The sequence below is a fragment of the Phenylobacterium sp. genome (genome assembly GCF_031412415.1).
Classification (GTDB): domain Bacteria; phylum Pseudomonadota; class Alphaproteobacteria; order Caulobacterales; family Caulobacteraceae; genus Phenylobacterium.
On sequence record NZ_JANOCX010000077.1, the window covers coordinates 1 to 26,336 of the forward strand.

Genomic DNA, 26,336 nt, shown 5'->3' on the forward strand with positions numbered 1-26,336 from the left:
AAGGACATCGACCCCGCGACCGGCAAGCCACGCATGATCGGCGGCTTCTACACCCAGGACGAGGTGCGCGAGTTGGTCGACTACGCCGCGGCGCGCCAGGGGCTGTCGCCGGAGTGCGCCATGCGCCGACTTCGGTCAGACGCGGATATTTCTTGATCTCGATGCGCCAACCCTGATCGTCGACAAGGTGCCAATGCAGCGTGTTGAGCTTGTGCGCCGTCATCGCGTCGATCAACTTCTTGATGAAGGCTGGCGACTGAAAGTGCCGCGCGCTGTCGAGCATCAGACCGCGCCACCCGAACCGGGGCTGGTCGTCGAGGGTCACGCTTGGGATATCGACGGCGCCCCGGCCGGGGCTCTGGGTGGCGAGCTGCCAGACGCTGACGGCGCCGTAGAATTGGCCCGCGCCGCCGGCCGCCGCGACGCTGATCTTGCCTGGCGCGACCTGCACCCGATAGGCCTCGCCGGCGCCTTCGCCGCCGGCGATATGGATGACGCTGTCCCCCGGCCGAGGTGCGCGGATGGCGAGCTTCAGGCCACGGCTGCGCGCCAGCAGATCGGCTAGGACCTGAGCCGTCGCCCGGGCCTGCTGGTCGCCGGGCTCGAACGAGATCACCGTCCGTGCCGACAGGTGAAAGGCGCCCGGCGCGGACGTCTCGCGCGCAGGCGCGGGGATCAGCGAGACCTGCGCGACCGCGGCGGCCGGGGCGACGATGAGGAGGGCGGCCAGGACCAGGGAACGAAGCATTGTCTGCGACCGCGCAAAAAGAAGGCGGAGCGGCAAGCCGCCCCGCCCAGGACCTTCGCTCTCGCGGAGGGGGGGATTGGGGGAGGAACTCGGCCGGCGACGGATCATGAAGTCATCCTGACCCGAACCAGGCGGCCTTAGGAAGCGGTCGCGGACGAGGCGGCCGGGCATGGCCCCCTCGCCCGCAGCCAGCGGCGGCTCAGAACTTGAGCCGCACGCCCGCATAGAATTGCCGGCCGTTGTCGTAAGTCCCGCGCGGCCGCGACGCGTCGCCCGAATACTGGACGATCTTCTCCTCGGTGATGTTGATGGCGTCGAAGGTCAGGGTGACATTGTCGTTGACGTTGTAGGCCAGCGATCCGTCCAGCGACTCCAAGGCGTCCTGGTTGAGCGGCGTGGCCCGGTCGAAGGTCACGAAGAACTCCGAGCGGTAGGTGTAGGCCAGGCGCGCCGTGATGTGCTCATTCTCGTAGAAGCCCACCAGGTTGAAGGTGTGCTCGGAATTGCCCGGCAGCGGATCGCCGCTTTGGGTCTCGGAGTCGGAGTAGGTGTAGTTGGTCTGCACGCCGAAACCGTTCCAGATCGGCGCCTGGGCGGTGAGCTCGAGGCCCTGGAGCTTGCCGCCGCCGCCATTGGCCCGCCGGTTGATGTCGAACAGGCAGTTGAAGAGGTTCGGATTGCCCCCGCCCACCGCGGTGCAGCGGGTGAGGTTCGGGGTCCCGGTCTCGACCTGGAAGCGCTCCTGGACCGGCCGGTCGGTGATGAAGGACTGGATGTCCTTGTAGTACAGGCTGGCGGCCAGGATGGTGTCGGCCCGCGGATACCATTCCAGCGACACGTCGAACTGGTTGGCGCGGTAGGGGTCGATGTCCGGATTGCCGCCGCCGCCGGACAGGGCGCCGACGTTGAGGGTCACCCGTGGGGCGATGTCGGTATAGTCCGGCCGCGCCATGGTCCGGGCCGCCGCGAAGCGCACGACCAGGTCCTCCGACAGATCGAAGGCGATGTTCAGGCTGGGCAGGACGTCGGTATAGGACCGGTCGGTGTCGACGCGGGTGAAGGCGCCGAAGGGATTCACGATCGGACCCGCGCCCTGCAGGTAGCCGCCGGCGGCCTGCTCGGTCTTGATCACCCGGACCCCGACATTGCCGCGCCAGTCGTCGCCACCGAACTCGCCCAGGACGTAGCCTCCGAGGGTCTTCTCCTCGACGTCGAAGATCTCGCTATAGAGCGGGATCCGCGCCCGCACGCTGGCCGGCTGTCCCTGCAGGATTGTGTTCAGCTTGTTGCGGTCGACCTGGAAGTAGCGGGTCAGGGTGCCCGGAACCGCGATGTTCTCCAGGAAGTCGCCGGGCGTCACCGAGCCGGCGAAGCTCCTCGCCGAACACGCCCCGCCGCACCCGGCGGCGGCCAGTGGCATGAAGAAGCCGCCGAATGTCGTCGCCTGGAAGTCGACCGAGCGCTCATGCTTGGTGTGCTTCAAGCCGAACCGAAGCGTGTGGACCGGCCCCCACTCGACCTCCCGGGCGGCGTCGCCGTAGACGTAGAACTCACTGTCGTCGTTGGTGATCTTATGCAGGGAGGCGAAGTCGAAGATCATCTGGCCCGGATTGGTCGGGTCGATGTTGAGATAGGTCACCTTCGGCACGCCGCCGCGCAGATCGAAGTCGAAGGCGGCCGGCGCGGCGAACTCGACGAAGGGCTGGCTCTCGGTGTTCCCCTCGGCGTCGGTGTAGCCGATCTTGCCGTGCAGTTCCCAGCCCTCGGCGGGCTTCCACTTCACGTCCAGGTCGATGTTGCGGGTGTTGGTGCGGGCGATCCGCGAAATGGCGTCGAACACCACGCCACGGCCGCCCGGCGCCGAGGTGATCCGGCCGGCCACCGCCGTGCCGTTCTGGATCGTGGCGTTGGTCAGGGTTCCCAGCGGGTTGCCCAGGGCGTTGGAGCCCCAGGCCATGAAGTTCTGGTTGAAGTTGTCGGCGTCGAACTTGCTGATCAGGCCCGTCAGCTCGACCTCGAAGGCGTCGGAGGGCTTGTACTGGATGGCGATGTTGCCGCCGGTGCGCACCCGCTCCTGCTGGAACAGGGCCGAGCCGATCAGCGATGGGATGCTGACCACGGTCCCGCCCGGCCGCGTGTAATCGGAATAGCCAAGCACCTCGACGCCGTCGCGGCGGATCTCGCGCTCCTGACGGGTCACGGCGGCGAGCACGCCGAAGGTCTCGTCCGCGTTTTTCCACGAGATCAGGCCAGAGGCCTGGGGCGACCAGTTGTCGGACTTCTGGGTGTAGGCGCCTTGCAGCGACGCGCCGATATAGAAGGGCTTGAGATCCAGCGGGTGGCGGGTGGAAACATCGATCAGGCCGCCGACGCCGCCCTCCTCGAGCGCCGCCGTCGGGCTCTTATAGACCTCGATCCGGCCGATGATCTCGGACGGCAGCATCAGGAAGTTGAAGGAGCGGGTCGCCTGCTGCTGATCCAGGATGAACCAGTCGGCCGTCGCCAGGCTGTGGCCGTTCAGCGAGGTGCGGGTCAGGTTCGGCGCGGTGCCTCTCAGGCTGACGCGCTCGCCTTCGCCATACTCACGGTTGATGACGATGCCTGGAACCCGCTGCAAGGCCTCGGCCAGGTTCTTGTCGGGGAACTTGCCCACGTCCTCGGCGGTCAGCGCCTCGACGACGGCGTCGGCGGACCGCTTGGTTTCGATGGAGGCGCGCTGCGAGGCCAGGATGCCAGTGACCACCACCTCGTCGACCGTCGAGACTTGTGCGAAGACCGGGCCCGAGAGACCGATGGTGGCGGCGCTGACCGATGCGATCAGTAGAGACTTACGATATCTGTTCACTCGGCTTCTCCCCAGAATTCCGGCCGATCGCCGGAGCCGACGCATGCCCAATGTGATACCAATTGTAAGCGCTTCAGCGCATAAACTGGCGTTCACCGACCTGCAGCACCGATCTGTGCGCAGTTTCATAAAATTGACAAGCCCAAAAAGAGACCAATTGCGCTCCTCGTATATATTGGTATCTAAGTGGTCTCACGAAACGTCACGCCGACGGTTCGTCAGGTTGGCCCGACCCGAGCTGGAGATACGCCCTTGAGCTTTTCCGATCGCATCGGACGGCTGGACACCGACGAGCACGCCCCGCTCTACCGGCAGCTCCAGCGCGCCCTGCGCGTGGCGATCCAGAACAGGGTATTGGGTCCGGACGACGCCCTGCCGGCCGAACGTGAGCTGGCCGAGGAGCTGGGGGTGTCGCGAATCACGGTTCGCAAGGCTCTGGATGGCCTGGTGGCCGAGGGGCTGCTGACCCGGCGCCAGGGTGCGGGCACCTTCGTCGCCGCGCGGGTGGAGAAAAGCTTCTCCAAGCTCTCGTCGTTCACGGAGGACATGATTTCGCGCGGGCGCACGCCGCACTCGACCTGGCTCTCGAAAGCGGAGGGCCAGGTGACGCCCGAGGAGTCGCTGACCCTCGGACTTTCGCCCGGCGCGCCAGTCTATCGGTTCAATCGGATTCGCTATGCCGACGGGGCGCCCATGGCGCTGGAGTATTCCACCGTCCCGGCCTTCGCCATGCCATCCGCCGATTTCGTGGAGACGTCGCTCTACGAGGCCTTGGAAAAGACCGGCCACCGCCCCGCCCGCGCCCTGCAGCGCCTGCGCGCGGTGCTCTTCACCCCCGAACAGGCCGAGCTGTTGACTATCGCCGCCCGCGATCCGGGGCTGCTGATCGAGCGGCGGGGCTTTCTGAAGGACGGGCGCGCGGTGGAGGTCACCCAATCCTACTATCGCGGCGACGCCTACGACTTTGTCGCCGAGCTGAACGCCCTCTAGTGAAACCGCCGTGCCTCGGAGAAAGCGCTTGAAGTCCCAGTCCGCGACGCGTCCGCAGGACACGCGCATGTTCAGAGAAGCCGCCGAGGCGCCGGCCGTCGTGGCGCGCCTTCTGGCCGCCAATCGCGACGCGGCGGAGGCCTTGGGCGCGGAGCTGCGCGCGCTGAAACCCCGCGCCGTGGTCACCTGCGCGCGCGGCTCGTCCGATCACGCGGCGACATACGCCAAGTATCTGGTGGAGACGGGGACCGGAGTGCTCACCTCGTCGGCGGCGCTTTCCGTGAGCTCGGTCTACGCCACTGAACCTCAGATGGAGGGTGTCCTCTACCTGGCCATCTCGCAATCGGGGAGAAGCCCGGACCTGTTGTCGGCCGTCGAGGCCGCCAAGCGCGGCGGGGCCCTCGTCGTGGCCCTGGTCAATGACGAGACCTCGCCCCTGGCCGCCCTGGCCGACCGCGTCCTGCCCCTGCACGCCGGACCGGAGCGCAGCGTCGCAGCGACCAAGTCCTACATCGCCGCGCTCGCCGCCATCGCCCAACTGGTCGCGGCCTGGACGCGGGACGACCAACTCGCCGCCGGGCTCGAGGCGCTGCCGCAGGTCCTGTCGCAGGCCTGGGCGCTCGATTGGAGCCCCGCGGCGACGCGGTTGAAGGCGGCCCACAATCTCTATGTGCTCGGGCGCGGGGTCGGTTTCGCGGTCGCCCAGGAAGCGGCGCTGAAATTCAAGGAGACCTGCGGCCTGCACGCCGAGGCCTTCAGCGCCGCCGAGGTGCTGCATGGTCCCATGGCCCTGGTCACGACGGGCTTTCCGGTCCTCGTCTTCGCCCAGGCCGACGAGACCCAGGCCAGTGTGCTGGAGATGGTTCGAGGCCTGGAGCGGCGCGGCGCCGACGTCCTGCTGGCCGGCGGCCCACCGTCCGACCTCCTGCCGACCCTTGCCGCCCATCCCGTCCTGGAGCCCATCGTCCGAATCCAGGGCTTCTACCGGATGGCCAATGCGCTCTCGCTGGCGCGGGGTCACGACCCCGACCGGCCGCCGCACCTCAACAAGGTGACCGAGACCGTCTGATGACCACAGCCTTCGTAAATGGCCAGGTCCTGACCGCGCGCGGGTTCGAGGCGGCCACCGTTGTCGTCGACGGCGAACGGATAACCGCCGTGCAATCGGGCGACGCCGTCGCGAGCGACCAGAGGATCGATCTCGAGGGTCGTTATCTGCTGCCGGGCTTCATCGACACCCAGGTGAACGGCGGCGGCGGCATGCTGTTCAACGCCACCCCCACGGTCGAAGCGATCGCCACGATCGGCGCGGCGCATCGGCGGTTCGGAACCACGGGCTTCCTGCCCACCTTGATCAGCGACGACCTGGCGACGGTGGAGCGGGCTATCGGCGCCGTCGACGCGGCGATCGAACAGGGTGTGCCGGGGGTCCTCGGTATCCATATCGAGGGCCCGTTCCTGGCCGAGAGCCGCAAGGGGGTGCACGACGCCTCCAAGTTCCGGACGCTCGACGAAGCGGCTTTTCGGCTGCTCACCTCGGCGCGGCGAGGTCGTACCCTGGTCACTCTGGCGCCCGAGACCACCACCGACGAGATGATCGGCCGCCTTCGCGCCGCCGGCGTCACCGTCGCCGCGGGCCATACCAACGCCACCTATGAGCGGCTGCGCTCGGCGCTGAACGCGGGCGTGACCGGCTTCACCCACCTGTTCAACGCCATGTCGCCCCTGACCAGCCGCGCGCCCGGCGCCGTCGGGGCGGCGCTGGACGATCCGGAGAGCTGGTGCGGCGTCATCGTCGACGGCCGCCATATCCACCCGGCGACCCTGGGGATCGCCTTCCGCGCCAAGCCCTTGAACCGGTTCATGCTGGTGACCGACGCCATGCCCAGCGTGGGGATGACGCAGAAGTCCTTCACGCTCCAGGGGCGGGCGATCCACGTGGTCGACGGGGTCTGCGTCGACGAGGATGGCACCCTGGCGGGATCGGATCTCGACCTGATGAGCGCGGTCCGCAACGCCGTGGCGCTCACGGGACTGGACCTCCAGACCGCGGTCGAGATGGCCTCCGTCAATCCCGCCGCCTTCCTCGGCGTGCAGGACGCGCGCGGCCGCATCGCGATCGGCGCGGCGGCCGACCTGGTCGTCGCCGACCAGGACCTGACCGTTGTCGAGACCTGGATCGCCGGTCGGCGTTACGTCGCCTGAGGGGCTTTAGACCCAGCCCGTCAGACCCTTCGCGGATGTCAAAGATGCCTCGATCCTGAACGGCGGGGTCGCTATGCGTTGCTCTTAAGTACTATCCCTACGACGCCGACCAGCCAGTAAGGGCGTCGCTCACCGCCATGAAGCTCCTCCTCGCCGCCGCTAGCTATTTCATCGTGGTCTTCGTCTGCGCCTTCGCGGTCGGTGTCGTCCGGGTCCTCGCGATCGCGCCCCGCATCGGAGAGATCGGCGCGGTCCTGTTGGAAGCCCCCATCGTTCTCGGATTGAGCTGGATAGTCTGTGGGTGGGCGGTGCGGCGCTTCTCAGTCCCACCGAAGTCCGGAGTCCGCCTGAGCATGGGGTTGATCGCGTTTCTGCTGCTCATGTCCGCCGAAGCGGGGCTGGCGGTCGTCCTGTTCGGTCAGACTCTCGAAACCCACGTCCAGTCGTATGGTCGGGCCGCCGGGGCGCTGGGCCTCTCTGCTCAACTCGGGTTCGCCGCGGTACCGTGGGGCCAAGGCGTCCTGGGCCGCAGAACCGGGCGTCAGGCCTAGTCGACCGCTGTCGCGCACTGCAGTTCAGGGGCAGCAGGCAAACTCGGACCGGACCCGTGGCTTCGCGCGTAGTGTTACCTGAGAGCCAGAGCCGCGTTGACGGCCCTCGTCGCGTTCGCCGCGGTCTCGAGCACAGATTGCCCGGCGCGATAGAGCTCACCGCCCAGGCCGAACGCACGGGCGCCGCCCATCGACCATTCGGAGATATTTTCCGCCGACACGCCGCCCACGGCCCAGACCCGGCGCTCCGGTGGTAAAACCGCCTTGAGTTGCTTCAGATGTCCCGGCCCGTAGCTCACCGCAGGGAAGAGCTTGAGATGGTGAGCCCCCGCCTCGATGGCGGCGAAGGCCTCGGTGGCCGAGGCGAACCCCGGAACGGGATCGAGACCCAGCCCCAGCGCGCTTGCGATAACCCTCGGCGTGGTGTTGGGCGACACGATGAGGCGACCGCCCACCGCGGCGACGGCGTCGACCTGTCCCTCGTTCAGAACCGTGCCGGCGCCCACGATCATGGCCTCGCCGAACCTATGGGCGATCTCGCCTATGCTTGTCAGCGGTTCCGGCGAATTCAACGGAACCTCGACGACGCGGACACCCGCCTCGAATAGCGCGGTCACATGGTCGCACGCCTCCGCAGGACCTATCCCGCGAAGGATCGCCACGACCGGGCACTGGGCGAGCGCCTCATCCAGGGTCATCGGCCAGTCTCCCGTGGTGAAGCGCGTGAAGGCCGGCGATCGCCGCCGCCTCGCCGTTGAAAATCTCATGCTTGCGGCCCCGGGAGGCGAGCGCGCGGCCATAGTGCGCGCACAGCTCCAGGTCACCCAGCAGCGCCACGGGCTCTGCGTTTCCGATGCCGATAAGCGCGGGCGTGGCGGCGACGTCGGCCCCGATGAGCAAGCCAGACAGGTAGCTCGATGCGGTCTCCGGCGCGCGCCCCTGCGCGACAAGGCGACCGCGCGCCGCGAAGAGCCGGGCCGCCAGCGCATCGCCAGCCCCCGCGGCGTCGAGCCCCTCCTCGAACGCCGTGACATCGTCCGCCGCCGCCTCGCTCCGCAGCACGCTGTGTTTGGTCAGGACAGCGAAAAGCTCGCCGGTCATCGCGGTGCAGAAGGCGGTGAGCCGCCCCTCTTCGACCACCATCCATTTGGTGTGTGTTCCCGGATGACAGACGACCTGGCGGCCTTTCCTGCGCGCCGGGTTCGCGGCCAGCCACCCGAAAAGCTGGGTCTCCTCACCGCGCATCACATCGCCCGCGCCGTTGAAACCGTTGCTCCGCAGTCCGGGCACGATCCGCACGCGGCCCGCGGGATCGGCGACCTCCACCAGGCCCGCGGCGAGGTCGGCGGCGTCCGCAGGCAGGTCGGCGTAGGGCGTCGCGACCCATCCGAGATTGGAGCCCACCATGCCGCAGAGGATCGCCGGAAGCCCCTCCGCCCCCAGGGCGGCCCGCACATCGGACAGCCGCCGCGGCGCCTCGCCCGCGTTCAGCCGCCCCACCCCGAACGGAAACCCCTGAGCTTTCAGCACCGCTCCGTCATCGTCGAGCGTCCAAGCCCGGAGATTGGTGGTGCCCCAATCGCAGGCCAGGAGGGTGGCTGCGCCGGTCATGTCCGCCCAGCGTCGATGACGAGGTTCTGGCCGGTCATCATGCGGCTGTCGTCGGAGGCTAGGAACAGGGCGGCCCGGGCGATGTCGTCGGGGGTTATCCGGCCTGGCAGGGCGACCTGCCGGGCCCATTCCGCCTCGGCCTGCGGCGTCAGCCAAAGCTCAAGCTGGCGTTCCGTAGCGACCCACCCGGGGGACAGGGCGTTGACCCGGACGCCGTCAGGGCCCCACTCGCGCGCGAGCGCCTTGGTCAGGCTGTTGATCGCCCCCTTGGCGGCGACATAGCCGGCCATGCCGGCGGCCCCCCAGAGGGCGTTGATCGAGCTGACATTGATGATCGCTCCCGCCCCCGCGCTCCGCATCATGGGGTGGACCACGGTCGATGCGACGAAGACCGGGTCCAGATTGACCGCCAGGGCCGCGCGCCACGCCTCGGGGGACGTTGCGTCCGCCGCACGGCGGGTGTCGTCGGCCACGTTGTTCACCAGCACGCTCACCTGGCCCAGCTCCGCGCCGGCCGCCGCGATCGCCTGCGTCAGCGCGGCCGTGTCGGTGACGTCAAGCGCCCGGAACCAAACGCCGGGAAGCCGTTCGGCCAGGGCCTGTCCCGCCTCTTCCTGTCGATCGATGAAGGCGACCCGCGCGCCCTGAGCATGGAACTGGGCCACCAGACTGGCGCCGATACCGCTGGCGCCGCCGGTGATGAAGGTCACGCGGCCCTTGAGGCTGGGATACTGGGCGCCCCCCATCAGTGGGATTCCCGCGTGACGTCGGCGCTCGACCTTCCCACCAGGAAGTCCAGGTCGACGCCCCGGTCGGCCTGCAGCACGGTGTCGACATAGAGCTTGGCCCAGCCGCGACTGTAGGCGGGCGGCGGACGCAAGCTCTCCCAGGTCGCCCGCCGGCGCGTCAGCTCCTCGGCGTCGACGACCAGCTCGAGCGTGCGGCCAGGTCCGTCCAGGATGATCTCGTCGCCATCGCGCACCAAGGCGAGCGGCCCGCCCACATGGGCCTCGGGCGCCACGTGCAGGATGACCGTCCCGTAGGCGGTGCCGCTCATCCGCGCGTCGGAGATGCGGACCATGTCGCGAACCCCCTGGGCGAGCAGTTTTGCCGGGAGGGCCATGTTGCCCACCTCCGGCATGCCGGGATAGCCCGCCGGACCGCACCCCTTCAGGACCAGCACCGAGGTCGCGTCGACCTCCAGGTCCGGATCGTCGATTCGGGCGTGGTAGTCCTCGATGGTCTCGAACACCACGGCCCGGCCGCGATGTGACAGGAGGTCCGGGGAGGCGGCGCTGGGCTTCAGGATCGCACCGTCGGGACAGAGGTTTCCGCGCAACACCCAGACGCCGGACGACGGTCCGAAGGGGCTCTGCCGCGTCGCGATCACATCGCGGTTCCAGACCTCGGCGGCCTCGGCGATGGCGCCCTGCGTGAAGCCGGAAACCGTCAGCGCCTCGCGGCGGAACAGGACGCCTAGCTCCTTGATCACCGCGGGGCATCCGCCGGCGTAGCAGAAGTCCTCCATCAGGAACTGGCCCGAGGGCATCAGATTGACCAGCAACGGAACCTCGCGCCCGATCCTGTCGAAGTCCTCGAGGGTCAAGGGAACGCCGACCCGACCGGCCAGCGCCAGGAGATGCACCACGGCGTTTGTCGATCCGCCGATGGCGGCGTGCATGAGGATGGCGTTCTCGAAGGCTTCGCGCGTGAGGATCTGCGACAGGCGCACGTCCTGTTTCACCAGTTCGACAATGCGATTGCCGGTCAGGTGGGCCAGGGTCTTGCGACGCGCGTCCACCCCCGGGAGGGCCGCGTTGTTGGGGAGGCTGACGCCCAGGGCTTCGATCAGGCTGGCCATGGTCGAGGCGGTGCCCATGGTGTTGCAGGTCCCGTGGCTGCGGCTCATGCCGGCCTCCGCGCCCATGAAGTCGGCCAGGGACATCTCGCCAGCCCGCACCGACTCCGAGAACCGCCAGACATCGGTCCCCGAACCGATGTCGCGACCCTTGAACTTGCCGTTCAGCATCGGACCCGACGACACGATCATGGTGGGCAGGTCGACGCTGGCCGCGCCCATCAACTGCCCTGGCGTGGTCTTGTCGCAACCGCCGAGCAACACGACGCCGTCGATGGGGTTGGCGCGGATGCTCTCCTCCACCTCCATGGCCAGGAGGTTGCGAAACAGCATGGCTGTGGGCCGCATCTGGGTTTCGGGGAGCGACATGGCCGGAAACTCGATCGGCACGCCGCCCGCCTCCCAGACGCCGCGTTTCACATATTCGGCGAGGTCGCGGAGATGAAACTGGCAGGTGACCAACTCAGACCAGGTGTTGCAGATGCCGATCACCGGTCGCCCGTCGAAGACATGCTCCGGCAGGCCCGTTCCCTTGATCCAGCTCCGATGGATGAAGCCGTCCCGGTCGAGCTTCCCGAAGTTCTTCTGACTGCGCGACGACTTATCGGTCATGAAGGGTCTCCGAGGCGGGGAATGCGCCCGCAAAGAGCGGAAGCGGCAAGCCGCCGACATCCGGCTGGAAAGCGAACAGGGCGCCGGCGAGGGGCTGGCTCCGCCGCTCAGCTGGCGACAGCCCGTCCCAGGCGCTGGTGACGAAGAGGGTCCTCAGCCCAGGCCCGCCGAAGGCGCAGCTGGTCGGCTGGTCGACGGGGACTTGGACGGTGAGGTCGATACGGCCATCGGGCGCGTAGCGGACGAGGCGCCCTCCTCCCCACTGCGCGTTCCAGAGGAACCCTTGGGCGTCGACGGCGCCGCCGTCAGGCGTCGCGGCCTCGCCGCGGGTATGGGCGAACTCGGTTCGCTGGCTGAGATCGTTCATGTCGTAGGCGTAGATGGCCTGGGCTCTGGAGTCCGCCAGATAGAGCCGCAGCCCGTCTGGGCTGAAGCTCATCGTGTTGGCGATATGGATGGGGCTGATCACGGCCTCGGTCTGGCCCGACGCACGCGTGCGATAGACCGTTCCGGGTCGGCGCCCGTCATCGTCGTCCATCGTGCTCCACCAGAAGTCGCCGTGAGGATCGACCTTGCCGTCGTTGGTCCGGAAGCCCGGCTCCAACGCCATCGGCTGGACGAGGGACAATCTCTCGCCGCGCGGGTCCCAAAGGGCGAGCCCCTGCTCCGTGGCCAGCAGCAGGCCCCCGGCTTCGCGGACCGCCGCGGCGCTGGCCCGCAGACCGAGATCGCGGCGTTCCCAGCGCCCGCTGGCCGGCTCGTGCCAGTTGAGCGCGCGCCCCTTGATGTCGAACCAGTAGAGACGCCCCTCGGCCGGCGACCAGCAGGGACCTTCGCCCAGCCGATCACCCGAGTTCACCCGACACTCCAGGGCCGTCATGTTGTCGCGCGCCTGTCCATCAAATCACTTCGCCGGCTTTGCCGCGCGCACGTCAATGGCGCCCCAGGGATCGCCATTGACGCGGCGTGAAAACCGCCCGGCGCGGGCGACCTAGAAGCGCTTCTGGACGATGACGCCGTAGGTTCTGGGCTCGAGGAGCCGGGCGTTGCGATAACGTCCGATCAAGGCGTCCTCGATGATGATGTTGGTGATGTTGTCGTCGTCCGTGAGGTTCTTGACGAAGACGCGCACGCCCAGTCCCGCGGGATCGTTGTCTAGGCGCACCTGCAGGTCGATCACCCCCCAGGAGTCGATCCGATCTGTGGGCGTGTTGTACTCGCGGGCGAAGTAGGAATCCTGCCAGGTCGCGTCGATCCGGAAGGTCGCCGACCAGTTTCCGCGGAAGGGATCGGTCTGGTACTGCGCGCCCGCCTTGACCTTGAAGCCCGGGGAGTGGGGGAGTTCGTTGCCCTCGAGATTGATCCGCACGGGCGGCGACGTCGCCGTGAGACTCTGCGCGGGGTTGGCGGCGTCCTCGCTGAGGAACGTGCCGATCCGGGTGTGGAGATAGGAGAGATTGGCGTCGAACAGCCAGTTGTCGCCGGCAGCGTAGGCGAACTCGCCTTCGAGCCCATAGATCGTCGCGTCCGCGTTGCGGGTCACGACCCCGCCATTGATCCGCTGGCCGAGCTGCAGCCCCGTATAGTCGTAGTAGAAGGCCGTCACATTGGCTTGCAGGGCGCCGTCCGCAAGGCTGTTCTTGGCGCCCACCTCGTAGGCCGTGACAGTCTCCGGCCCAAACCCAGCGGCGGTGCCCGAGTTCAGGCCGCCGCCCTTGTAGCCCGTGGCGACCGAGCCGTAGATCAGGGTCTTGTCGGTGAAGCTCAGGTCCGGCGTCCAATCCACCGCGGCCTTGTAGGTCGCCTTCTGGCCGTCGAACTTGGAATAGATCCAGGGGCCGAGGGGCGCGAGCACGATCGAGCGGGATTCGCCCGAACGTTCCTCTTCCGTGTAGCGGGCGCCGAGTGTGAGCCGCAGGCTCTCGGCCAGCTCGAAATAGGTTTCCCCAAACAGCGCCCAGGTGGCGTTCTTCCCATTGCGTGACAGGGTCGACACCCGCCAGGTCTCCTGGGGACGCCCCTGCGCCTTCTGGAACGCCTCGATCGCGGGATGCCAAGTCTCGAACCCGCCAGACCCGGTCCCCTCGAGGTAAAAGCCGCCCAGCAGGAAGTCGAAGCGTCCCTCGAATTGAGAGGCGAGCCGCAGCTCGCCGGTCTTGGTGGTTCCTCGCGAGGTGAAGCTGTCGGTGGTCAGGAGCCGGTTGGTGGTGACCTGGGTGTCCCGATCCTTGAAGTAGGTGATCGGTTGGGTGAAGCGGAAGGGCAGGTCGGCGTTGTCCCAGTCTGTGTTTTGCTCGGTGGAGAACTTCGAATAGGCCGCGACCCCGGCGAGGGTCAGGGATCCGAAGTCGTGCTGGAACTCGAACGACGCCGTGCTCTGGTCGAAAAGATAGGTCGGATCGGTATCGGCGGCGATCTTGCGCAGGTCGGTGGGGTTGGGGGCCCCGGCATAGATGTTGCCGCCGGCCGGGAATGGCGTGAATAGCCGCGACAGCGTTTGCAGGATGGTGGTGTTGGCGTCGGGTGAATCAAAACCCAGGACGTTGGGATCGCAGCCGAGCACCGGGTGGGCCCGGCACAGCCGCTTGCCCTCGCGCGCCCGGGAGCTGTCCTCCTCAAAGCGGCTCAACACGAGGGTGGCGCTGGTGTCAGGTCCGATGTCGAAGGTCGCGGTGCCCCGCAAGGACCACTGGTCGCGCCCGTCGACGTCGTTGCCCGTGGAAACGTTCTGCGTGTAGCCATCCCGGTCCAGGCTGTAGCCGGCCAGGCGCACGGCGACCTTTTCGCCCAGCGGAAGGTCAACGGCTCCGCCGAGGCGGACGCTGGAGAAATTGCCGACCTGCACGCTCGCCTCACCGCCAAAGGCGGTGCCGGGCTTGCGGGTGATGAAGTTGATGGCCCCGCCGGTGGTGTTGCGGCCGTAAAGCGTTCCCTGAGGGCCTCGCAGCACCTCAATCCGCGCCATGTCGAAGAACTCGTTCTGCGGCGGGTAACCGATGGCCGCGCCATTGACGAACGAAGGCACGCCAAGATCGACCGCGCCCAGCGCGTTGTTGCCGACGCCACGAAGGGTGAAGCGGTCGTTCCCCGTCAGGACGGCGTTCGGGATCGAGAGCTGGATGTCGGTGGCGTCCTCGATCTGCACGCGGTCCAGGGCGGCCTCGGAGAAGGCGCTGACGGCGATCGGAACGTCCTGCAGGTTCTGCTCGCGCTTCTGGGCGGTGACCACGAGCTCCTCGAGCTCGTTGGCGGCCTGGGCGCAGGCCGGCGACGCCGTCAGCAGGGCGATGGTGGACACCGCGGCCAACGCGGCGAAACGGTAGGTGATCATCTTCGCACTCCCCTCCGGCGCAGGGGCGCGCCCCCTTGTTCGCCAGCATGATTATTGTAACTATCGTCAATAGGTAGGTTGAGCCTGACGCCGTCGTCAAGAGCAATTACACTTACCGTCAATAGCGAGGGGTGGAGATGGCACGAGCCGGTTTGGGGCCCCGTTCATCGGTCCGGGGGGCGGATCGGACGCTCGACGCGCCCACCGATCGCCGCCCCACTATCACCGTGAAGATCTTCTACAGCCTGGGACAGGCGGCCCAGTCCGGGGGGTTCGACACCGCCGTGGGGTTCGTGTTCTTCTACTACTCGGTGGTGCTCGGCCTGTCGGGCGCCCTGGTGGGCGCGGCGCTCGCCGTGGGTTTGGCCTCCGACGCGCTCGTCGACCCCCTGATCGGATCGTGGTCGGACAATATCAAGTCGCGCCTGGGACGCCGCCTGCCTCCGATGATCGCGGCGATCCCGCTCACCACACTCTCCGTCGGCCTGCTGTTTTCACCGCCCCCGGGGCTGAGCGACCCGCTCCTGTTCGCGTGGCTGGCGACCCTGTCGGTGGCGGGACGCAGCGCGATCTCGATGTTTCATGTCCCCTATGTCGCGCTCGGCGCGGAGCTGAGCGGCGACTATGCCGAGAGGACAAGCATCGTCGTCTACCGATCGGTCGCCGGCGTCCTCTCGGGGCTTGCGATCACCGCCCTGGGCTTTTCGGTGTTCTTCGCCGAGGGCGGGCTGCAACGCGCCGAGGGCTATCCGGGCTTCGGCTGGTCGGCCGCCGCCATCCTCTGCGTCTGCATGAGCGCCTGCTGTCTTGGCCTGCGGCGCTTTGCGGGCGCCCTGCCCCAACCCGAGCAGATCGCCCAATCCCTGGGCCGCCGACTTCCGGCCGAACTGAAGGAGATCTTCGCCAACCCCTCCTTCCGGCTGCTGTTCGTGTCCGCCGTGGTCACCTATGTGGCGCAGGGCCTGAACGCGACCCTCAACAGCCACGCCTTCGTCTTCGTCTGGCGCCTGAAGAGCGAAGACATCCAGTTCATAACCTACGCCTTCGTGGCCGGCCTGCTGCTGGGGGTGGGCGGCGCGCCTCGCATCCAGGCGCGGCTCGAGAAGAAGACCGTGGTGCTCATCGGTCTGTCACTGCTCATCGCCAACTGGCTGGTGCTGCAGGGATCCTGGTTGCTGGGGGTCTACAGCCCCACGGGGGCGGCCGCGCTCGCGCCGATGCAGCTCAACTCCTTCGTGGCCGGAATTGGCCTCGGGTTCGTGAGCGTCGCCTATCCCTCCATGATGGCCGACGCCACCGACGAGCACGAGCACCTGTTTGGCCGCCGCCGGGAGGGCCTCTATTTCGCCGGACTGGCCTTCGCCAACAAGGCCGCCATCGGTGTGGGCGTCCTGTTGGCCGGCGTCGCGCTGGATGTCATCGGCTTCCCCGACGATCTTGGTCAGTCCCTCGGAGCCCTGCCCCCGCACGATGTCCAGGTCGGCCTGGTCTGGATCTGGGGACCGCTGCCCGCGATCGTGGCGGTGGCGTCGATGCTGATCTTCGCCTCCTATGGCATCACGCGCGCGCCACGCCGCCATTGCTGCTTCCCTCCGGGACCGATCCCCGCCCGAGGCGGAAGCGCCGAAGGTCTAGGCCTTGCGCGGACCCGACGAACCGGTCTATTGACGTTTATTACAATAAGGCCGGCGACGGCGGAAATGGAGGCGATCATGGGAACATCACGCGACGCGGCCGCCGAGCCCTCGGCTTGGCTGGCGGACCCCGAAATCGTGGCCCTGCGCGCCTATCTGGAGGCCAACACGGGCATACGCGGCCTTGACGTTCTCGCCGTCGCGGAAGCTCGCCACGCCGTTGAGCTCTTCCGCCGCGACGGCTTCGTCGTCATCGCCGACGTGCTGGACAGCGCGCAGGTGGAGATCCTCGCCCGAGGCTGCACGGAGGCGGCCGACGAAATCCTGGCGCTCGACGCGGGCCGGCAGGGCAACCGCGGATCGCACCGGTATTCCTTCGGGGGATCAAGCCTCACGCGAAGCCAGCTGCACCGGCCCGAGTGGCAGATGCTGCTCGACATCCCGGTGGTCAACGAGGTCGTCAGCGCGATCTTCGGGTCGGAGGACTATGTGCTGCGGGCGGCCAGCGGAGACTTCTGCCTGCCGGGAGCCGTCGAGTACCAACCCCTGCACTCCGATGTCCGCGACTGGAGCGGCCCCGCGACACCCTTCAGCGCCTTTCACGATCCCCTGGGCCAGGTGAGCATCCGAGACCTGCCGACCCCCTATGTCTGCGTGAATTTCCTGCCTCAGGACGTCACCCGCCTGAACGGCCCCACCCGTCAGATTCCCGGCACCCAAATGTCCCGCGCGCCCATCCCCGGGCTCGCCGACGAGCCGGAATGGATGCGCCTCAGCACGGTTTGCCCCGCCCCGGCCGGCGCGATCATGATCCGCGATGTCCGCGCCTGGCATGGCGGTACGCCGAACGTGTCCGACGCCATCCGGTCCATCCCCAATCTCGAGTTTTACGCGCCGTGGTTCCGGGAGCCGATCGTGCCCGGCATCACCTATGCGGACGCCCTCAAGCTCTCTGACCGGGCCCAGCGCAGGGTCCGACATTGCGTCGCCGACTCGAGCGAAACCCTCGTCACCGGCGCCACCCTGCGCGCGCCGTGACCCTTTCGCCCCGGAGCGTCTCATGAAGTACCGTCGGCTAGGCCGTTCCGCGCTCCAGGTGAGCGAGCTTGGCCTTGGCACCATGAACTTCGGCCCAGCCACCTCGGAGAGCGACAGTTTCGCGATCCTGGACGCGGCGATCGAGGCCGGGATCAACCTGATCGACACCGCCGACCAGTATGGCGGCCGCCTCGGCGTCGGCGCCACGGAGTCCTTGCTCGGGCGTTGGCTCGCGCAGGACCCAAGCCGCCGTCGACGGATCGTTCTGGCCACCAAGGTCCACGAACCGATGTCGGAGGATGTGAACGACCGCGGATTGTCGGCTCGACACATCCAGCAGGCGTGCGACGCCAGCCTCCGGCGGCTGGGCGTCGACCACATCGATCTCTACCAGATGCACCACATCGACCGCGCCGCGCCGATCGAGGAGATTTGGCAGGCCATGGACCGGCTGATCGCGCAGGGAAAGATCACCTATGTCGGATCCAGCAACTTCCCAGGATGGTTCATCGCCCGCGCCAATGAACAGGCCAGTGCGCGGCGCGGCCTGGGCCTTGTGTCGGAGCAAAGCCTCTACAACCTCATCGAGCGCCGCGCCGAGCTTGAGGTGATCCCCGCCTGCCAGGCCTATGGCGTGGGGCTGGTGGTCTGGAGCCCCCTCGCGGGCGGCCTATTGGCCGGCGGCGACTCCGACCCGGATGGGCGGCGGCGATCGGAGTCATCGGTCGCGACCGCGGCGGCCTACGCCGAGCAACTCGCCCAGTTCGGGCGCATCTGTGACGACCTCGGCGAGACCCCCAGCGCGGTCGCCCTGGCCTGGTTGCTGCAGCGTCCGGGTGTCTCATCCGCGATCATCGGGCCGCGGCGGCGCGATCAGCTGGCCTCGGTGCTGCGCGCGCCGGAGCTTCGCCTCGACGCCGAAACCCTCGCGAGACTCGATGACATATTCCCCGGACCCGGTCCGGCTCCGGAAGCCTATGCCTGGTAGGCTGCCCCTTTGGGAGCGATGGCCATGACATCCTGGTCAAGCGGGACCGTTCGGGTGTCTGGCGGCGCCCTGGCCTATCACCGCACCGCAGGCCGCGGGCCGTCCCTCGTCCTGTCGCACGGGCTGACGGACAACGGCCTCTGTTGGCGCCGACTGGCCTCGGCTCTGGAAGGCCGGTTCGACATCGTCATGCTGGACGCGCGCGGGCATGGCGCGAGCACGCGCCTGACCGGCGAAGAATCGTTTGATCCCAGTCGGGACCTTGGCGAGGCGATCGCGGCGCTGGGCCTGCAGACTCCGATCGTCATGGGTCACTCCGTGGGCGCCTGGGCGACCGCCGCCCACGCGAACAACAACCCCGACGGTGTCGCCAAGGTCGTCCTTGAGGACCCGCCGTTCCGGGTTTCGGCCGACGCCCCGCCCTCCGCGGCCCGACGCCAGAAATTTCGCGAAATGGTGGAGAGGTATCGATCCATGTCGGACGCCGGAATCGACGCCCTTGGACAAACGACGCACCCGGACTGGCGCCCCGAGGATCGCCCCGACTGGGCGGCCGCCAAGCGGCAAGTCGATCCCGCCGCCTTGCCGGAGCTCACAACGTCCTGGCGCGAGCTTGTCGACCGCATCGCGGTTCCGACCCTGCTTGTCCATGGAGAGGTGGAATTGGGGAGCCTGGTGACGCCGGCCATAGCCGAAGAGGCGATGTCCCTGAACGCCAACATCCAGGCGGTCCAGATCAAGGGCGCCGGACACAATGTCCGCCGCGAGAACTTTCCGCTCTACCTGGAAGCTGTTCAGTGGTTTTTGAGCGGCTCGGCCTAGCCCTTCGCGGCGGCTACGTCTTCAGGACAAGGTCGCGGTCGAGCCCGGCCAGGCCGCCGGTGATCAGTTCCACGCACAGCTCCGTGGCCGCTTCCACGTCGAGCTGCTTCTCCGCCACCAGCTTTCCGGCCCGATCGGTGACCGCCCACAACATCTCCACGACCACGATCGCGAGCGGCAATGGAAGGTCATAAGCCCGGCGGGTGGCGCGGACGAAGAAGCGCGCGGTGCGGTCACGGTCGGCTCGGTTTTCGGCTTCCATGAGCTTGGAGACGGAGGGATCCGACAAAAGGGCCGCGATCAAGGCGCCGCGGTCGCGGGTCTGCTCGAGATAGAGCCCGGTCGTCTGGCGGATCAGGTCAGCATAGCTCTCCGCCTGCAGGGCGCGGGCCATGCCGCGGTCGCGCAACTCGGCCTGCTCGCGGGACAACAGCGCGGTGAGCAGCGCATCGCGAGTGGGAAAGTAGTTGTAGACCAAGCCCTTGCTGATCCCCACGTCGCGCGCCAAGCGCTCCATGTTCACCGCATACAGCCCCTCCTCGAGCAACAGGCGCGCGGCCTCATCCAGGATCTGGTCGCGGCGAGCACCAGGGGTCAGGCGCGTTCGCTTGCGCGGCGCGACGGCGCTCATGGCGCGCCGACTTTCCACGCCGCAAGGCCCGCTGGGGGCAAGTCGGGTCCGCCCAAGACGTAGTGCGCACCGATCGGGGCGGGCGTGCGGCGGCCTTCCGGTGCGAAGTTGAAGGCGAAGCGCACATCCCCGCGCCGGCGCAGGCGCACCCCCTCCTCAAGCGCCAGGACGGGCAGATCCGCCTCCAGGGCGACACGGGCGATCACAAGGTCGAGCAGCGCAGCCTCCGGCCAGGTGGCCAGATAATGCCAGGACGCATGCGCCGTCCAGGCCGTCCCGCCGTCCGAAAAGGTCGCCAGGGGCGGCAGATCGGTCTCCAGGACTTCGCGCCAAAGCCGGCCGGCGAAGGACCGTCCGGAGTGCTCCACGCTCGGCCCGGCCCCCGGGCGGAGGCTTTCCACGCGCGTCACCCGCACCGGCAGCCGCGACTGGAGGGGGCCGGGCGGCAGATTGACGGGGATGTGGCCCTCCGGAGTTCGCGACCCGGTCCTGGGCCCGAACAGCACGACCGCGCCGGACGTCTCGAGCGCGGTGAGGGTCGCCTCCGACAGGATCGGAAGCGAGGGTGCGATCACAAGGGCATAGCCGGAGAGGTCGGCGTCGGGGGGCAGGATGTCGACATCGAGGCCAAGACGGCGCAGGGCCGAATACATTTCGAACGCCAGCTGCAGCCACCGAAAGCCCTGGGCGTGCGGCTGGATGGCGAACTGCCAGTCGGCCTCGTAGCTGAACAGGAGGGCGACGGCCGCTGGCCCGCAGGGCGCGAGTTCGCCCAATCCGGCCGCCTCGGCGGCCACCTCGGCGGCCTCCACGCCGCCTTGGTCAAGCGCGTTGTCTGGACGGTTCAGGCCGGCATGCATTTGCTCCTGGGCGAAAGGCGCCTGACGCCATCGGAAATAGGAGACCACCTCGGCCCCGTGAGCGAAGGCTTCCCACGTCCAGGATCGCACCATGCCGGGCAGTGGCGCGGGGTTGTACCGGGCCCAGTTCACCGGCCCTGGCTGTTGCTCCATCACCCACCACCGCCCGCGTCCGACCCCGCGATAGAGGTCGTGGTGGAAGGCCGAGATGTCCGGGTGCCCCTGGCGCAGATAGCGGAGCTTCTCCTCCTCCGAGAACCAGAACTGCTCGAGGAACCCCAGCGGATAGGAATCCCAACTCGCCAGGTCCAGGTCCCGGCCCACGGCGAAGTGATCGAACTCGGTGTAGAAGCCCATGAAATTGTGGGTGATGTCGCGTCCCGGCGACAGTCGGCGCAGGATTTCGGACTGTATTCGGTTGAACCGCGCGACCTCGCTGGAGGCGAACCGGTTGTAGTCCAGCCTATGGCTGGGATTGGCTTCGGTGACCGTGAGATTGGGCGGGTCCACCTCGCTGAAGTCCCCATACTCCTGGGACCAGAACACCGCGCCCCAGGCCCGGTTGAGGGCGTCGACGGACTGGTAGCGGCCGGCGAGCCAGGTCCGGAAGCCTTGAGCCGCGGCGGCTGAATAGCTGATGGTGGTGTCGTGACAGCCGAATTCATTGTCGGTCTGCCAGGCGTGGACGCCGGGATGGCGGCCGTATCGGCCGGCGACCGCCTCGGTGATCCGGGCGCATTCGGCCCGGTAGGGCTCGCTCGAGAAACAATAGTGGCGGCGAGAGCCGAAGCCCCGTGGCCGGCCCTTGGCGTCCAACGCCAAGATCTCGGGCTTGGCGTCGACCAGCCACTTGGGCGGCGTCGCCGTGGGGGTGCACATTACGATCTTCAGGCCGGCGGCGGCCAGGGTCGCCACGGCGCGGTCCAGCCAGGCCCAGTCGAAACGGCCCCGCTCGGGCTCGATTCGGCTCCAGGCGAATTCGCCGATGCGGACCCAGCTGATACCCAGCTCGGCCATCCGCCGCGCGTCGTCCGCCCAAAGCTCTTCCGGCCAATGTTCGGGATAGTAGCAGACGCCGAGTTTCATCGTGTGATCCGGTCGAGTTGAAAGATGGCGATTTCGCCCGCGCGCAGGATGGGCGTGGGCAAGCCCGCGTGGGCGATCCACCGGCCGGTGGCCGCAAGGGTTTCACCGCGGACCAGGGCTGGGATCTGTTTCATCGCGGCCTCGGGCCGGGCGGGCGGATTGACCAGCCTGACCTCGTAGAGCGCCTCCGGATCGAGGCCCGCCAGACGCAGCGGCGCAGCGGCGTTGAAGCGCGGCGTTTCGAGCTGGGCAAGGCTGGCGAGGGCGCGCCCGTCGCCCGCCACCATGAAGGCGATCGCGCCGGGGTCTGGTCGCGCCTGGCGGATCAGGCGTCCGCCATGGATCAGCGGCCGCAGGAATTTGTGCAGCGAGATAGCCGCCTTGAGGGCGTTCAGCTCCCGCGCCGACAGGGTGCGAAGGTCGGCCTCCACGCCCATGTGGCCGAACAGCGCTGTCATCGCGCGCAGGTCGAGGCTCGACGTCCGGGCGGTGGTGTGGCTTGCGGAAGGGCCCACATGGGACCCCATGATCTCGGGCGGGAAGAAGATCGAGAACGCCTGCTGGATCGCCTGGCGTTCGATGGGATCATTGCAGTCCGACGTCCAGATCCGATCTGTTCGCCGCAGGATTTCATAGTCGGCCCGCCCCCCGCCGGAGGCGCAGGCCTCGATCTCGACGCCGGGGTGGGCCGCCCTGACACGGTCGATCAGCCGATAGACCGCAAGGGTCTGTTCGTGGCTTGCCGGACGACCGCGGCTCGCCGGATGGGTCAGGTCGCGGTTCATGTCCCACTTGAGGTAGTCGATGGCGTGACCCGATAGCAGGTCGTCAATCTGAGCAAAGATCGCGTCGAAAACCTCCGAACGCGTCAGATCCAGGACAAACTGCCCCCGACCCAGGGGCTGGACGCGTTCAGGATCCCCCAGAATCCAATCCGGATGGCGCCGCAGGAGATCGGAGTCGGCGTTGGCCATCTCCGGTTCGACCCAAAGGCCGAAGGTCATCCCCAGACCCCGGACGTGGGCGATTAGGGGTCCAAGGCCGTCGGGATACTTGATCGGATCCGGAGACCAGTCGCCTAGGGCGGCGGTGTCGTCGTCGCGGCCCCGGAACCAGCCGTCGTCTAGCACGAAGCGTTCGACGCCAGCCGCGGCGGCCGTCTCGGCCAGAGCCTTCAGCTCGGACGGGTCGTGATGGAAATAGATCGCTTCCCAGGTGTTGAAATGGACGGGCCGCGCCTTTTCGCGCAGGCGACCCCCAAGGATCTGGTCCCGGACGAAGGGATGCAGTCGATCGCTCAATCCGTTCAGGCCGTCGCTCGAACGGGCCGCGAACAGGCTTGGGGTCTCGTAGGCCGAGCCTGGATCAAGCACCATCTCCCCCGGCCAGAACAGCTCACCGGCCTGCGCCTGAAGTCGGCCGTCGCGTAGGCGTTCCACGAAGAGACGATGATCGCCGCTCCAGGCCAGATGAAGCGCCAGAACCTCACCGTGATTTTCGCTGAAGCCCGTTTCGCCTGCGATGAGAAAGGGTGGTGCGTGGTGCGACGTCCGGCCGGTTCGCGCCTCGGACGCCCAGAGGCCCGGACCGGGCCGAAACCGATAGGTGTCGAGCTCCCGCGCCCAGCGCCCTCCGAAGGCCATGATCTCACCGTCGAACAGCTCCAGGGCGGGGCAACTGACCCAATCCAGACGCAGGGGCTCGCGCCCCACGTTGCGGATACGGCTCCGAAACTCGACCACGCCCGTAGCTGGCTCGACGTGAACCGCCAGGGTCGCCTCCACCCCGGCCCTATCGTCGGCCAGGACCAGGTCAATTCCCTGAGGGGTCGTCCGGGTCTCGCGGTGCGTCAGCTGCGTGACGAAACCGCCGGACGGTCGCCAAGCCTGCAAGGCCGGCGTGCCGGTGAACCCGACACCGGCCTCCGGAAAAAGGTCGAAGGCCTCTCCAGCGTCGAGCATGCCATGCGCGCCGGCCCGTTCCAGCAGTCGTTGATCGAGGGCCTGCGATTGCGCCGTCGGCAGCGTCGGACCCCAGTAGTCCAGATGGGGCCGCCCCCCACGGACACTGATGAGCAGCGTCTCTCCGCCACCTTCCAGCCTTGCGTGCGCGCTCATCTAGACCCCTTGCGCCGGCTCGCGCCGAAGGCTGAGCGCCACCGACGCCTCGCGGCCGAACCCCCGGCAATTCAGCGCGACGCAGACGAGAAAGCTCACCAGCCCGAAGACGCCCCACTGCATCGCGTTCGACGTCATGCCAAGTCTCCCAACGCCAATCGCGACGCTTGAGGGCGTCTCGCCTTCCCGCCGGTGCGCCTAGACCCAGAGGACCGAGGACGCTTTCATCAGCCGGCTCATCATGACCAGTCGGGCCACCGGACGCCCGTCGGCGGCGTCGCGCAAGGTGCTCTCATACCAAGCCACCTCGGTCTTCGGCGATTCTCCCAGCGCCAGAATTCGCCCATCAGCGAGGTAGTCGTGATCGAGGAATATTGGACCGTCCAGATACTCAAGCTCGATCGCGCCGAACAGGCCGACAAATCCGCTGGCCCGAAAGAGCGGCTCCTCCACCACGCGTAGGGCATCGATGGCCACCGCCGGCGCCGCGACCAGACCTCCGAAGAGGCTGGGGTCGCGGTATTCCGGCAACGGCTCGGTGACGCCCTCCAGCCGCCGGAGCGAAAGGGTCGCGTCGAGGCGGCTTGGAATATCGACCACGCTGTCGCCCACGCGAGACCCCTTCAGGATCCGCAGGTCCGCAGCTGGGCGTTGTTGCGCCAGGCGCCGCCGAAGCGCCGAATCGGCATCCGCGCCGCCCGCCCAGCACGTGCCCTCGCTGACGCGAAGGCCGTCCGGAGTCACCATCCAGGCCGGGGCCCGGAGCACGCCGGGCGCGGCCTGTTCGGCGGACCCCACGAAGGCCTGAACAGGCTCGCCGTCCGTGGTGGCGTTCAGAAAGTGAAGCGACAGGCCGCCCCTAAGACGCCAGCCCTCGCCAAAACGCGCCGAGATCAGCGGTGGGAACTGTTCGAAATGAATGTTGCCCGCCACCGTTCCGCCCACGAAACCCAGCGCCTTGGCCGTATCGTCATCATGGATCGATCCCACCGCATCGCGCGAGACATTGACCGGGCGGCGCACTGGGCCAGCCAGAACCCCATCCCGTTCGACGGCGGTGAAAGGCTCGCTCACGGGCAATCCTCCTTGACCCAGACGCCGGCGCGCGGCTTATTGACGAATGGTACAATAGAACACAACAGGCTGTCCATGGACCTTGGCCTCTCGGACTCCGAGACCCACTTTCGAACCGAGGTGCGCGAGCTGATCGCCGCCGCCTTTCCTCCGCCCGAACGCTACGATGGGGGAGCTGAGCACGAGCGTCGCTGGCATGGCGCGCTGATCGGCAAGGGGTGGGCCGCCAACAAGTGGCCCGAGGCGTTCGGAGGTCCTGGCTGGACAGCGACGCAGAACTTCATCTGGGAACGGGAGGTCAGCGCCGCAGGTCTGCCGGCGCAGGTGGGCGGCATGGGCATGGGGATGCTGGCCCCGATCCTGTTCGCCTACGGATCAACCTGGCAGCAGGACCGGTTCCTGCCCGACATCCTTCACGACCGCGTACGCTGGTGCCAGGGCTACTCCGAACCCAGCGCGGGGTCGGATCTGGCCGCGCTGCGCACCCGAGCTGTCCTCGACGGGGATCACTATGTCGTGGACGGCGAGAAGCTCTGGACCAGTGGCGCGCACCGCGCCGACTGGATGTTCTGCCTCACCCGCACCTCCGATGAGGCCAAGAAGCAGGCTGGGATAACCTTCCTCTTGCTCGACATGCATGCGCCGGGCGTCACCGTGCGGCCGATCATCTCGATCGATGGTCGCCACATGTTCAACAGCGTGACCTTCGAGGGCGTCCGCGTGCCCGCGGCGCACCGCGTGGGTCGCGAGGGCGAGGGTTGGACTGTGGCGAAGGGGCTGCTGTCGCACGAGCGAACCGGTCAGGCCTTCGTGTCCCTGTCCACGGATCTGGTTCGCCGGATCGGCGAGGTCGCCGCCGCCCTGCCCGGTTCTGAGGGCGACACCCTGCTCAGGGATCCGGGCTTCGCGCGACGCGTCGCGATGGCCGAGATCGAACTCCAGGCCCTTGCGATCACCGAGCTCCGAACCCTGTCAGAGGTCGCCGCTGGCGGAGCGCCGGGGGCGCAGTCCTCCCTGCTGAAGCTGGTCGGCACCGACGTCGTCCAGCGCATGACGGAGTTCTTCGTCGAGTGCGCCGGACCCTATGCCGCGCCCTGGTTTCCGGAGACGGATGGCCCTCCGTTCCCAGTGGTGGGGCCATCGTGGGCGCGCCCCGAGGTGGTGCGCTACCTGGAAGGGCGAGCCGCCAGCATCGCCGGCGGCTCGGATGAGGTTCAGCGCAACATCATCGCCAAGCACGTTCTGAAGCTGTGAAGACCGGCGACGACTTCCCGCTCATGATCTGTGCAAGCAGCGCCGGCGATGCGCGACAGCATCGACTCCACGCCATTCCGA

Annotated in this window: 21 protein-coding genes; 8 read left to right on the forward strand and 13 right to left on the reverse strand. The window is 67.9% G+C overall.

Annotated features, from left to right (window positions below; translation table 11 throughout):
* Together RMO04_RS03800 and RMO04_RS03805 are read right to left on the reverse strand one after the other, a co-directional pair.
* Positions 1-856: family 20 glycosylhydrolase (locus RMO04_RS03800; RefSeq protein WP_309643463.1), on the reverse strand; the 856-nt coding region annotated here is incomplete at its 3' end.
* 91 nt (positions 857-947) lie between these two features.
* Entirely contained in the window at positions 948-3,593 is a 2,646-nt protein-coding gene (locus tag RMO04_RS03805) for a TonB-dependent receptor (RefSeq protein ID WP_309643464.1), read from the reverse strand.
* 252 nt (positions 3,594-3,845) lie between these two features.
* Between RMO04_RS03805 and RMO04_RS03810 the strand changes: the two genes are divergently transcribed.
* From RMO04_RS03810 to RMO04_RS03825, 4 genes are all read left to right on the forward strand, one after another.
* Positions 3,846-4,583, forward strand: coding sequence for a GntR family transcriptional regulator (locus tag RMO04_RS03810; protein WP_309643465.1), 738 nt, complete (start codon positions 3,846-3,848; stop codon positions 4,581-4,583).
* A gap of 67 nt (positions 4,584-4,650) precedes the next feature.
* Positions 4,651-5,652 (forward strand): SIS domain-containing protein, encoded by a 1,002-nt coding sequence (locus RMO04_RS03815; RefSeq protein WP_309643466.1) that lies wholly within the window; start codon positions 4,651-4,653, stop codon positions 5,650-5,652.
* Positions 5,652-6,788: an N-acetylglucosamine-6-phosphate deacetylase gene (gene nagA, locus RMO04_RS03820; protein ID WP_309643467.1), complete on the forward strand. Its 1,137-nt coding sequence runs from the start codon at positions 5,652-5,654 to the stop codon at positions 6,786-6,788. The genes RMO04_RS03815 and nagA overlap by 1 nt, the downstream gene beginning before the upstream one ends.
* Positions 6,789-6,925: 137 nt before the next feature.
* Positions 6,926-7,339 (forward strand): hypothetical protein, encoded by a 414-nt coding sequence (locus RMO04_RS03825; protein ID WP_309643468.1) that lies wholly within the window; start codon positions 6,926-6,928, stop codon positions 7,337-7,339.
* A gap of 74 nt (positions 7,340-7,413) precedes the next feature.
* Here the strand turns inward: RMO04_RS03825 and RMO04_RS03830 are convergent, their stop codons facing one another.
* The 6 genes from RMO04_RS03830 to RMO04_RS03855 form a co-directional block, all read right to left on the reverse strand.
* Complete coding sequence (locus tag RMO04_RS03830) at positions 7,414-8,037, reverse strand: 2-dehydro-3-deoxy-6-phosphogalactonate aldolase (protein ID WP_309643469.1); 624 nt, start codon at positions 8,035-8,037, stop codon at positions 7,414-7,416.
* Positions 8,024-8,950, reverse strand: a complete 927-nt coding sequence (locus tag RMO04_RS03835) for a 2-dehydro-3-deoxygalactonokinase (protein ID WP_309643470.1) — start codon at positions 8,948-8,950, stop codon at positions 8,024-8,026. Before RMO04_RS03835 ends, RMO04_RS03830 begins: the two co-directional genes overlap by 14 nt.
* Positions 8,947-9,696: an SDR family oxidoreductase gene (locus RMO04_RS03840; protein WP_309643471.1), complete on the reverse strand. Its 750-nt coding sequence runs from the start codon at positions 9,694-9,696 to the stop codon at positions 8,947-8,949. The genes RMO04_RS03835 and RMO04_RS03840 overlap by 4 nt, the downstream gene beginning before the upstream one ends.
* Positions 9,696-11,420, reverse strand: coding sequence for an IlvD/Edd family dehydratase (locus RMO04_RS03845; RefSeq protein ID WP_309643472.1), 1,725 nt, complete (start codon positions 11,418-11,420; stop codon positions 9,696-9,698). The genes RMO04_RS03840 and RMO04_RS03845 overlap by 1 nt, the downstream gene beginning before the upstream one ends.
* A complete protein-coding gene (locus RMO04_RS03850) occupies positions 11,410-12,279 on the reverse strand; it encodes an SMP-30/gluconolactonase/LRE family protein (RefSeq protein WP_309643473.1) in 870 nt (289 codons plus the stop codon). Before RMO04_RS03850 ends, RMO04_RS03845 begins: the two co-directional genes overlap by 11 nt.
* 132 nt (positions 12,280-12,411) lie before the next feature.
* Positions 12,412-14,751: a TonB-dependent receptor plug domain-containing protein gene (locus RMO04_RS03855; RefSeq protein ID WP_309643474.1), complete on the reverse strand. Its 2,340-nt coding sequence runs from the start codon at positions 14,749-14,751 to the stop codon at positions 12,412-12,414.
* A 227-nt stretch (positions 14,752-14,978) separates the two neighbouring features.
* Between RMO04_RS03855 and RMO04_RS03860 the strand changes: the two genes are divergently transcribed.
* Genes RMO04_RS03860 through RMO04_RS03870 form a run of 3 tightly spaced genes read left to right on the forward strand, consistent with a single transcriptional unit; the run spans position 14,979 to position 19,233 of the window.
* Complete coding sequence (locus tag RMO04_RS03860) at positions 14,979-17,423, forward strand: MFS transporter (protein ID WP_309643475.1); 2,445 nt, start codon at positions 14,979-14,981, stop codon at positions 17,421-17,423.
* 22 nt (positions 17,424-17,445) lie between these two features.
* Positions 17,446-18,411, forward strand: a complete 966-nt coding sequence (locus RMO04_RS03865) for an aldo/keto reductase (protein WP_309643476.1) — start codon at positions 17,446-17,448, stop codon at positions 18,409-18,411.
* Between the two features lie 24 nt (positions 18,412-18,435).
* Positions 18,436-19,233 (forward strand): alpha/beta hydrolase, encoded by a 798-nt coding sequence (locus tag RMO04_RS03870; protein WP_309643477.1) that lies wholly within the window; start codon positions 18,436-18,438, stop codon positions 19,231-19,233.
* A gap of 13 nt (positions 19,234-19,246) precedes the next feature.
* On the opposite strand, the gene RMO04_RS03875 is transcribed toward RMO04_RS03870, so the two are convergent.
* From RMO04_RS03875 to RMO04_RS03895, 5 genes are read right to left on the reverse strand one after another with little or no spacing between them, the layout of a single operon-like run.
* On the reverse strand, positions 19,247-19,864 hold the full coding sequence (locus RMO04_RS03875; RefSeq protein WP_309643478.1) for a TetR/AcrR family transcriptional regulator: 618 nt from the start codon (positions 19,862-19,864) through the stop codon (positions 19,247-19,249).
* Positions 19,861-21,810: a beta-galactosidase gene (locus tag RMO04_RS03880; RefSeq protein WP_309643479.1), complete on the reverse strand. Its 1,950-nt coding sequence runs from the start codon at positions 21,808-21,810 to the stop codon at positions 19,861-19,863. The genes RMO04_RS03875 and RMO04_RS03880 overlap by 4 nt, the downstream gene beginning before the upstream one ends.
* On the reverse strand, positions 21,807-23,927 hold the full coding sequence (locus tag RMO04_RS03885; RefSeq protein WP_309643480.1) for an alpha-galactosidase: 2,121 nt from the start codon (positions 23,925-23,927) through the stop codon (positions 21,807-21,809). The genes RMO04_RS03880 and RMO04_RS03885 overlap by 4 nt, the downstream gene beginning before the upstream one ends.
* Positions 23,928-24,065, reverse strand: a complete 138-nt coding sequence (locus RMO04_RS03890; RefSeq protein ID WP_309643481.1) for a hypothetical protein — start codon at positions 24,063-24,065, stop codon at positions 23,928-23,930.
* A 60-nt stretch (positions 24,066-24,125) separates the two neighbouring features.
* Positions 24,126-25,001 (reverse strand): hypothetical protein, encoded by an 876-nt coding sequence (locus RMO04_RS03895; protein ID WP_309643482.1) that lies wholly within the window; start codon positions 24,999-25,001, stop codon positions 24,126-24,128.
* A gap of 75 nt (positions 25,002-25,076) precedes the next feature.
* Here RMO04_RS03895 and RMO04_RS03900 point away from each other — a divergent pair, with 75 nt between their 5' ends.
* Positions 25,077-26,255, forward strand: a complete 1,179-nt coding sequence (locus tag RMO04_RS03900) for an acyl-CoA dehydrogenase family protein (RefSeq protein ID WP_309643483.1) — start codon at positions 25,077-25,079, stop codon at positions 26,253-26,255.
* Positions 26,256-26,336 lie beyond the last annotated feature (81 nt).

What these genes read in the sequence shown, in the direction of transcription:
- RMO04_RS03835 (WP_309643470.1), bottom strand. Translation starts at nt 8,950, where the DNA reads ATGACCGGCGCAGCCACCCTCCTGGCCTGCGATTGGGGCACCACCAAT.
- RMO04_RS03865 (WP_309643476.1), top strand. Translation starts at nt 17,446, where the DNA reads ATGAAGTACCGTCGGCTAGGCCGTTCCGCGCTCCAGGTGAGCGAGCTT.
- RMO04_RS03875 (WP_309643478.1), bottom strand. Translation starts at nt 19,864, where the DNA reads ATGAGCGCCGTCGCGCCGCGCAAGCGAACGCGCCTGACCCCTGGTGCT.
- RMO04_RS03815 (WP_309643466.1), top strand. Translation starts at nt 4,651, where the DNA reads ATGTTCAGAGAAGCCGCCGAGGCGCCGGCCGTCGTGGCGCGCCTTCTG.
- RMO04_RS03855 (WP_309643474.1), bottom strand. Translation starts at nt 14,751, where the DNA reads ATGATCACCTACCGTTTCGCCGCGTTGGCCGCGGTGTCCACCATCGCC.
- nagA (WP_309643467.1), top strand. Translation starts at nt 5,652, where the DNA reads ATGACCACAGCCTTCGTAAATGGCCAGGTCCTGACCGCGCGCGGGTTC.
- RMO04_RS03825 (WP_309643468.1), top strand. Translation starts at nt 6,926, where the DNA reads ATGAAGCTCCTCCTCGCCGCCGCTAGCTATTTCATCGTGGTCTTCGTC.
- RMO04_RS03885 (WP_309643480.1), bottom strand. Translation starts at nt 23,927, where the DNA reads ATGAGCGCGCACGCAAGGCTGGAAGGTGGCGGAGAGACGCTGCTCATC.
- RMO04_RS03900 (WP_309643483.1), top strand. Translation starts at nt 25,077, where the DNA reads ATGGACCTTGGCCTCTCGGACTCCGAGACCCACTTTCGAACCGAGGTG.
- RMO04_RS03840 (WP_309643471.1), bottom strand. Translation starts at nt 9,696, where the DNA reads ATGGGGGGCGCCCAGTATCCCAGCCTCAAGGGCCGCGTGACCTTCATC.
- RMO04_RS03845 (WP_309643472.1), bottom strand. Translation starts at nt 11,420, where the DNA reads ATGACCGATAAGTCGTCGCGCAGTCAGAAGAACTTCGGGAAGCTCGAC.
- RMO04_RS03890 (WP_309643481.1), bottom strand. Translation starts at nt 24,065, where the DNA reads ATGACGTCGAACGCGATGCAGTGGGGCGTCTTCGGGCTGGTGAGCTTT.
- RMO04_RS03880 (WP_309643479.1), bottom strand. Translation starts at nt 21,810, where the DNA reads ATGAAACTCGGCGTCTGCTACTATCCCGAACATTGGCCGGAAGAGCTT.
- RMO04_RS03830 (WP_309643469.1), bottom strand. Translation starts at nt 8,037, where the DNA reads ATGACCCTGGATGAGGCGCTCGCCCAGTGCCCGGTCGTGGCGATCCTT.
- RMO04_RS03870 (WP_309643477.1), top strand. Translation starts at nt 18,436, where the DNA reads ATGACATCCTGGTCAAGCGGGACCGTTCGGGTGTCTGGCGGCGCCCTG.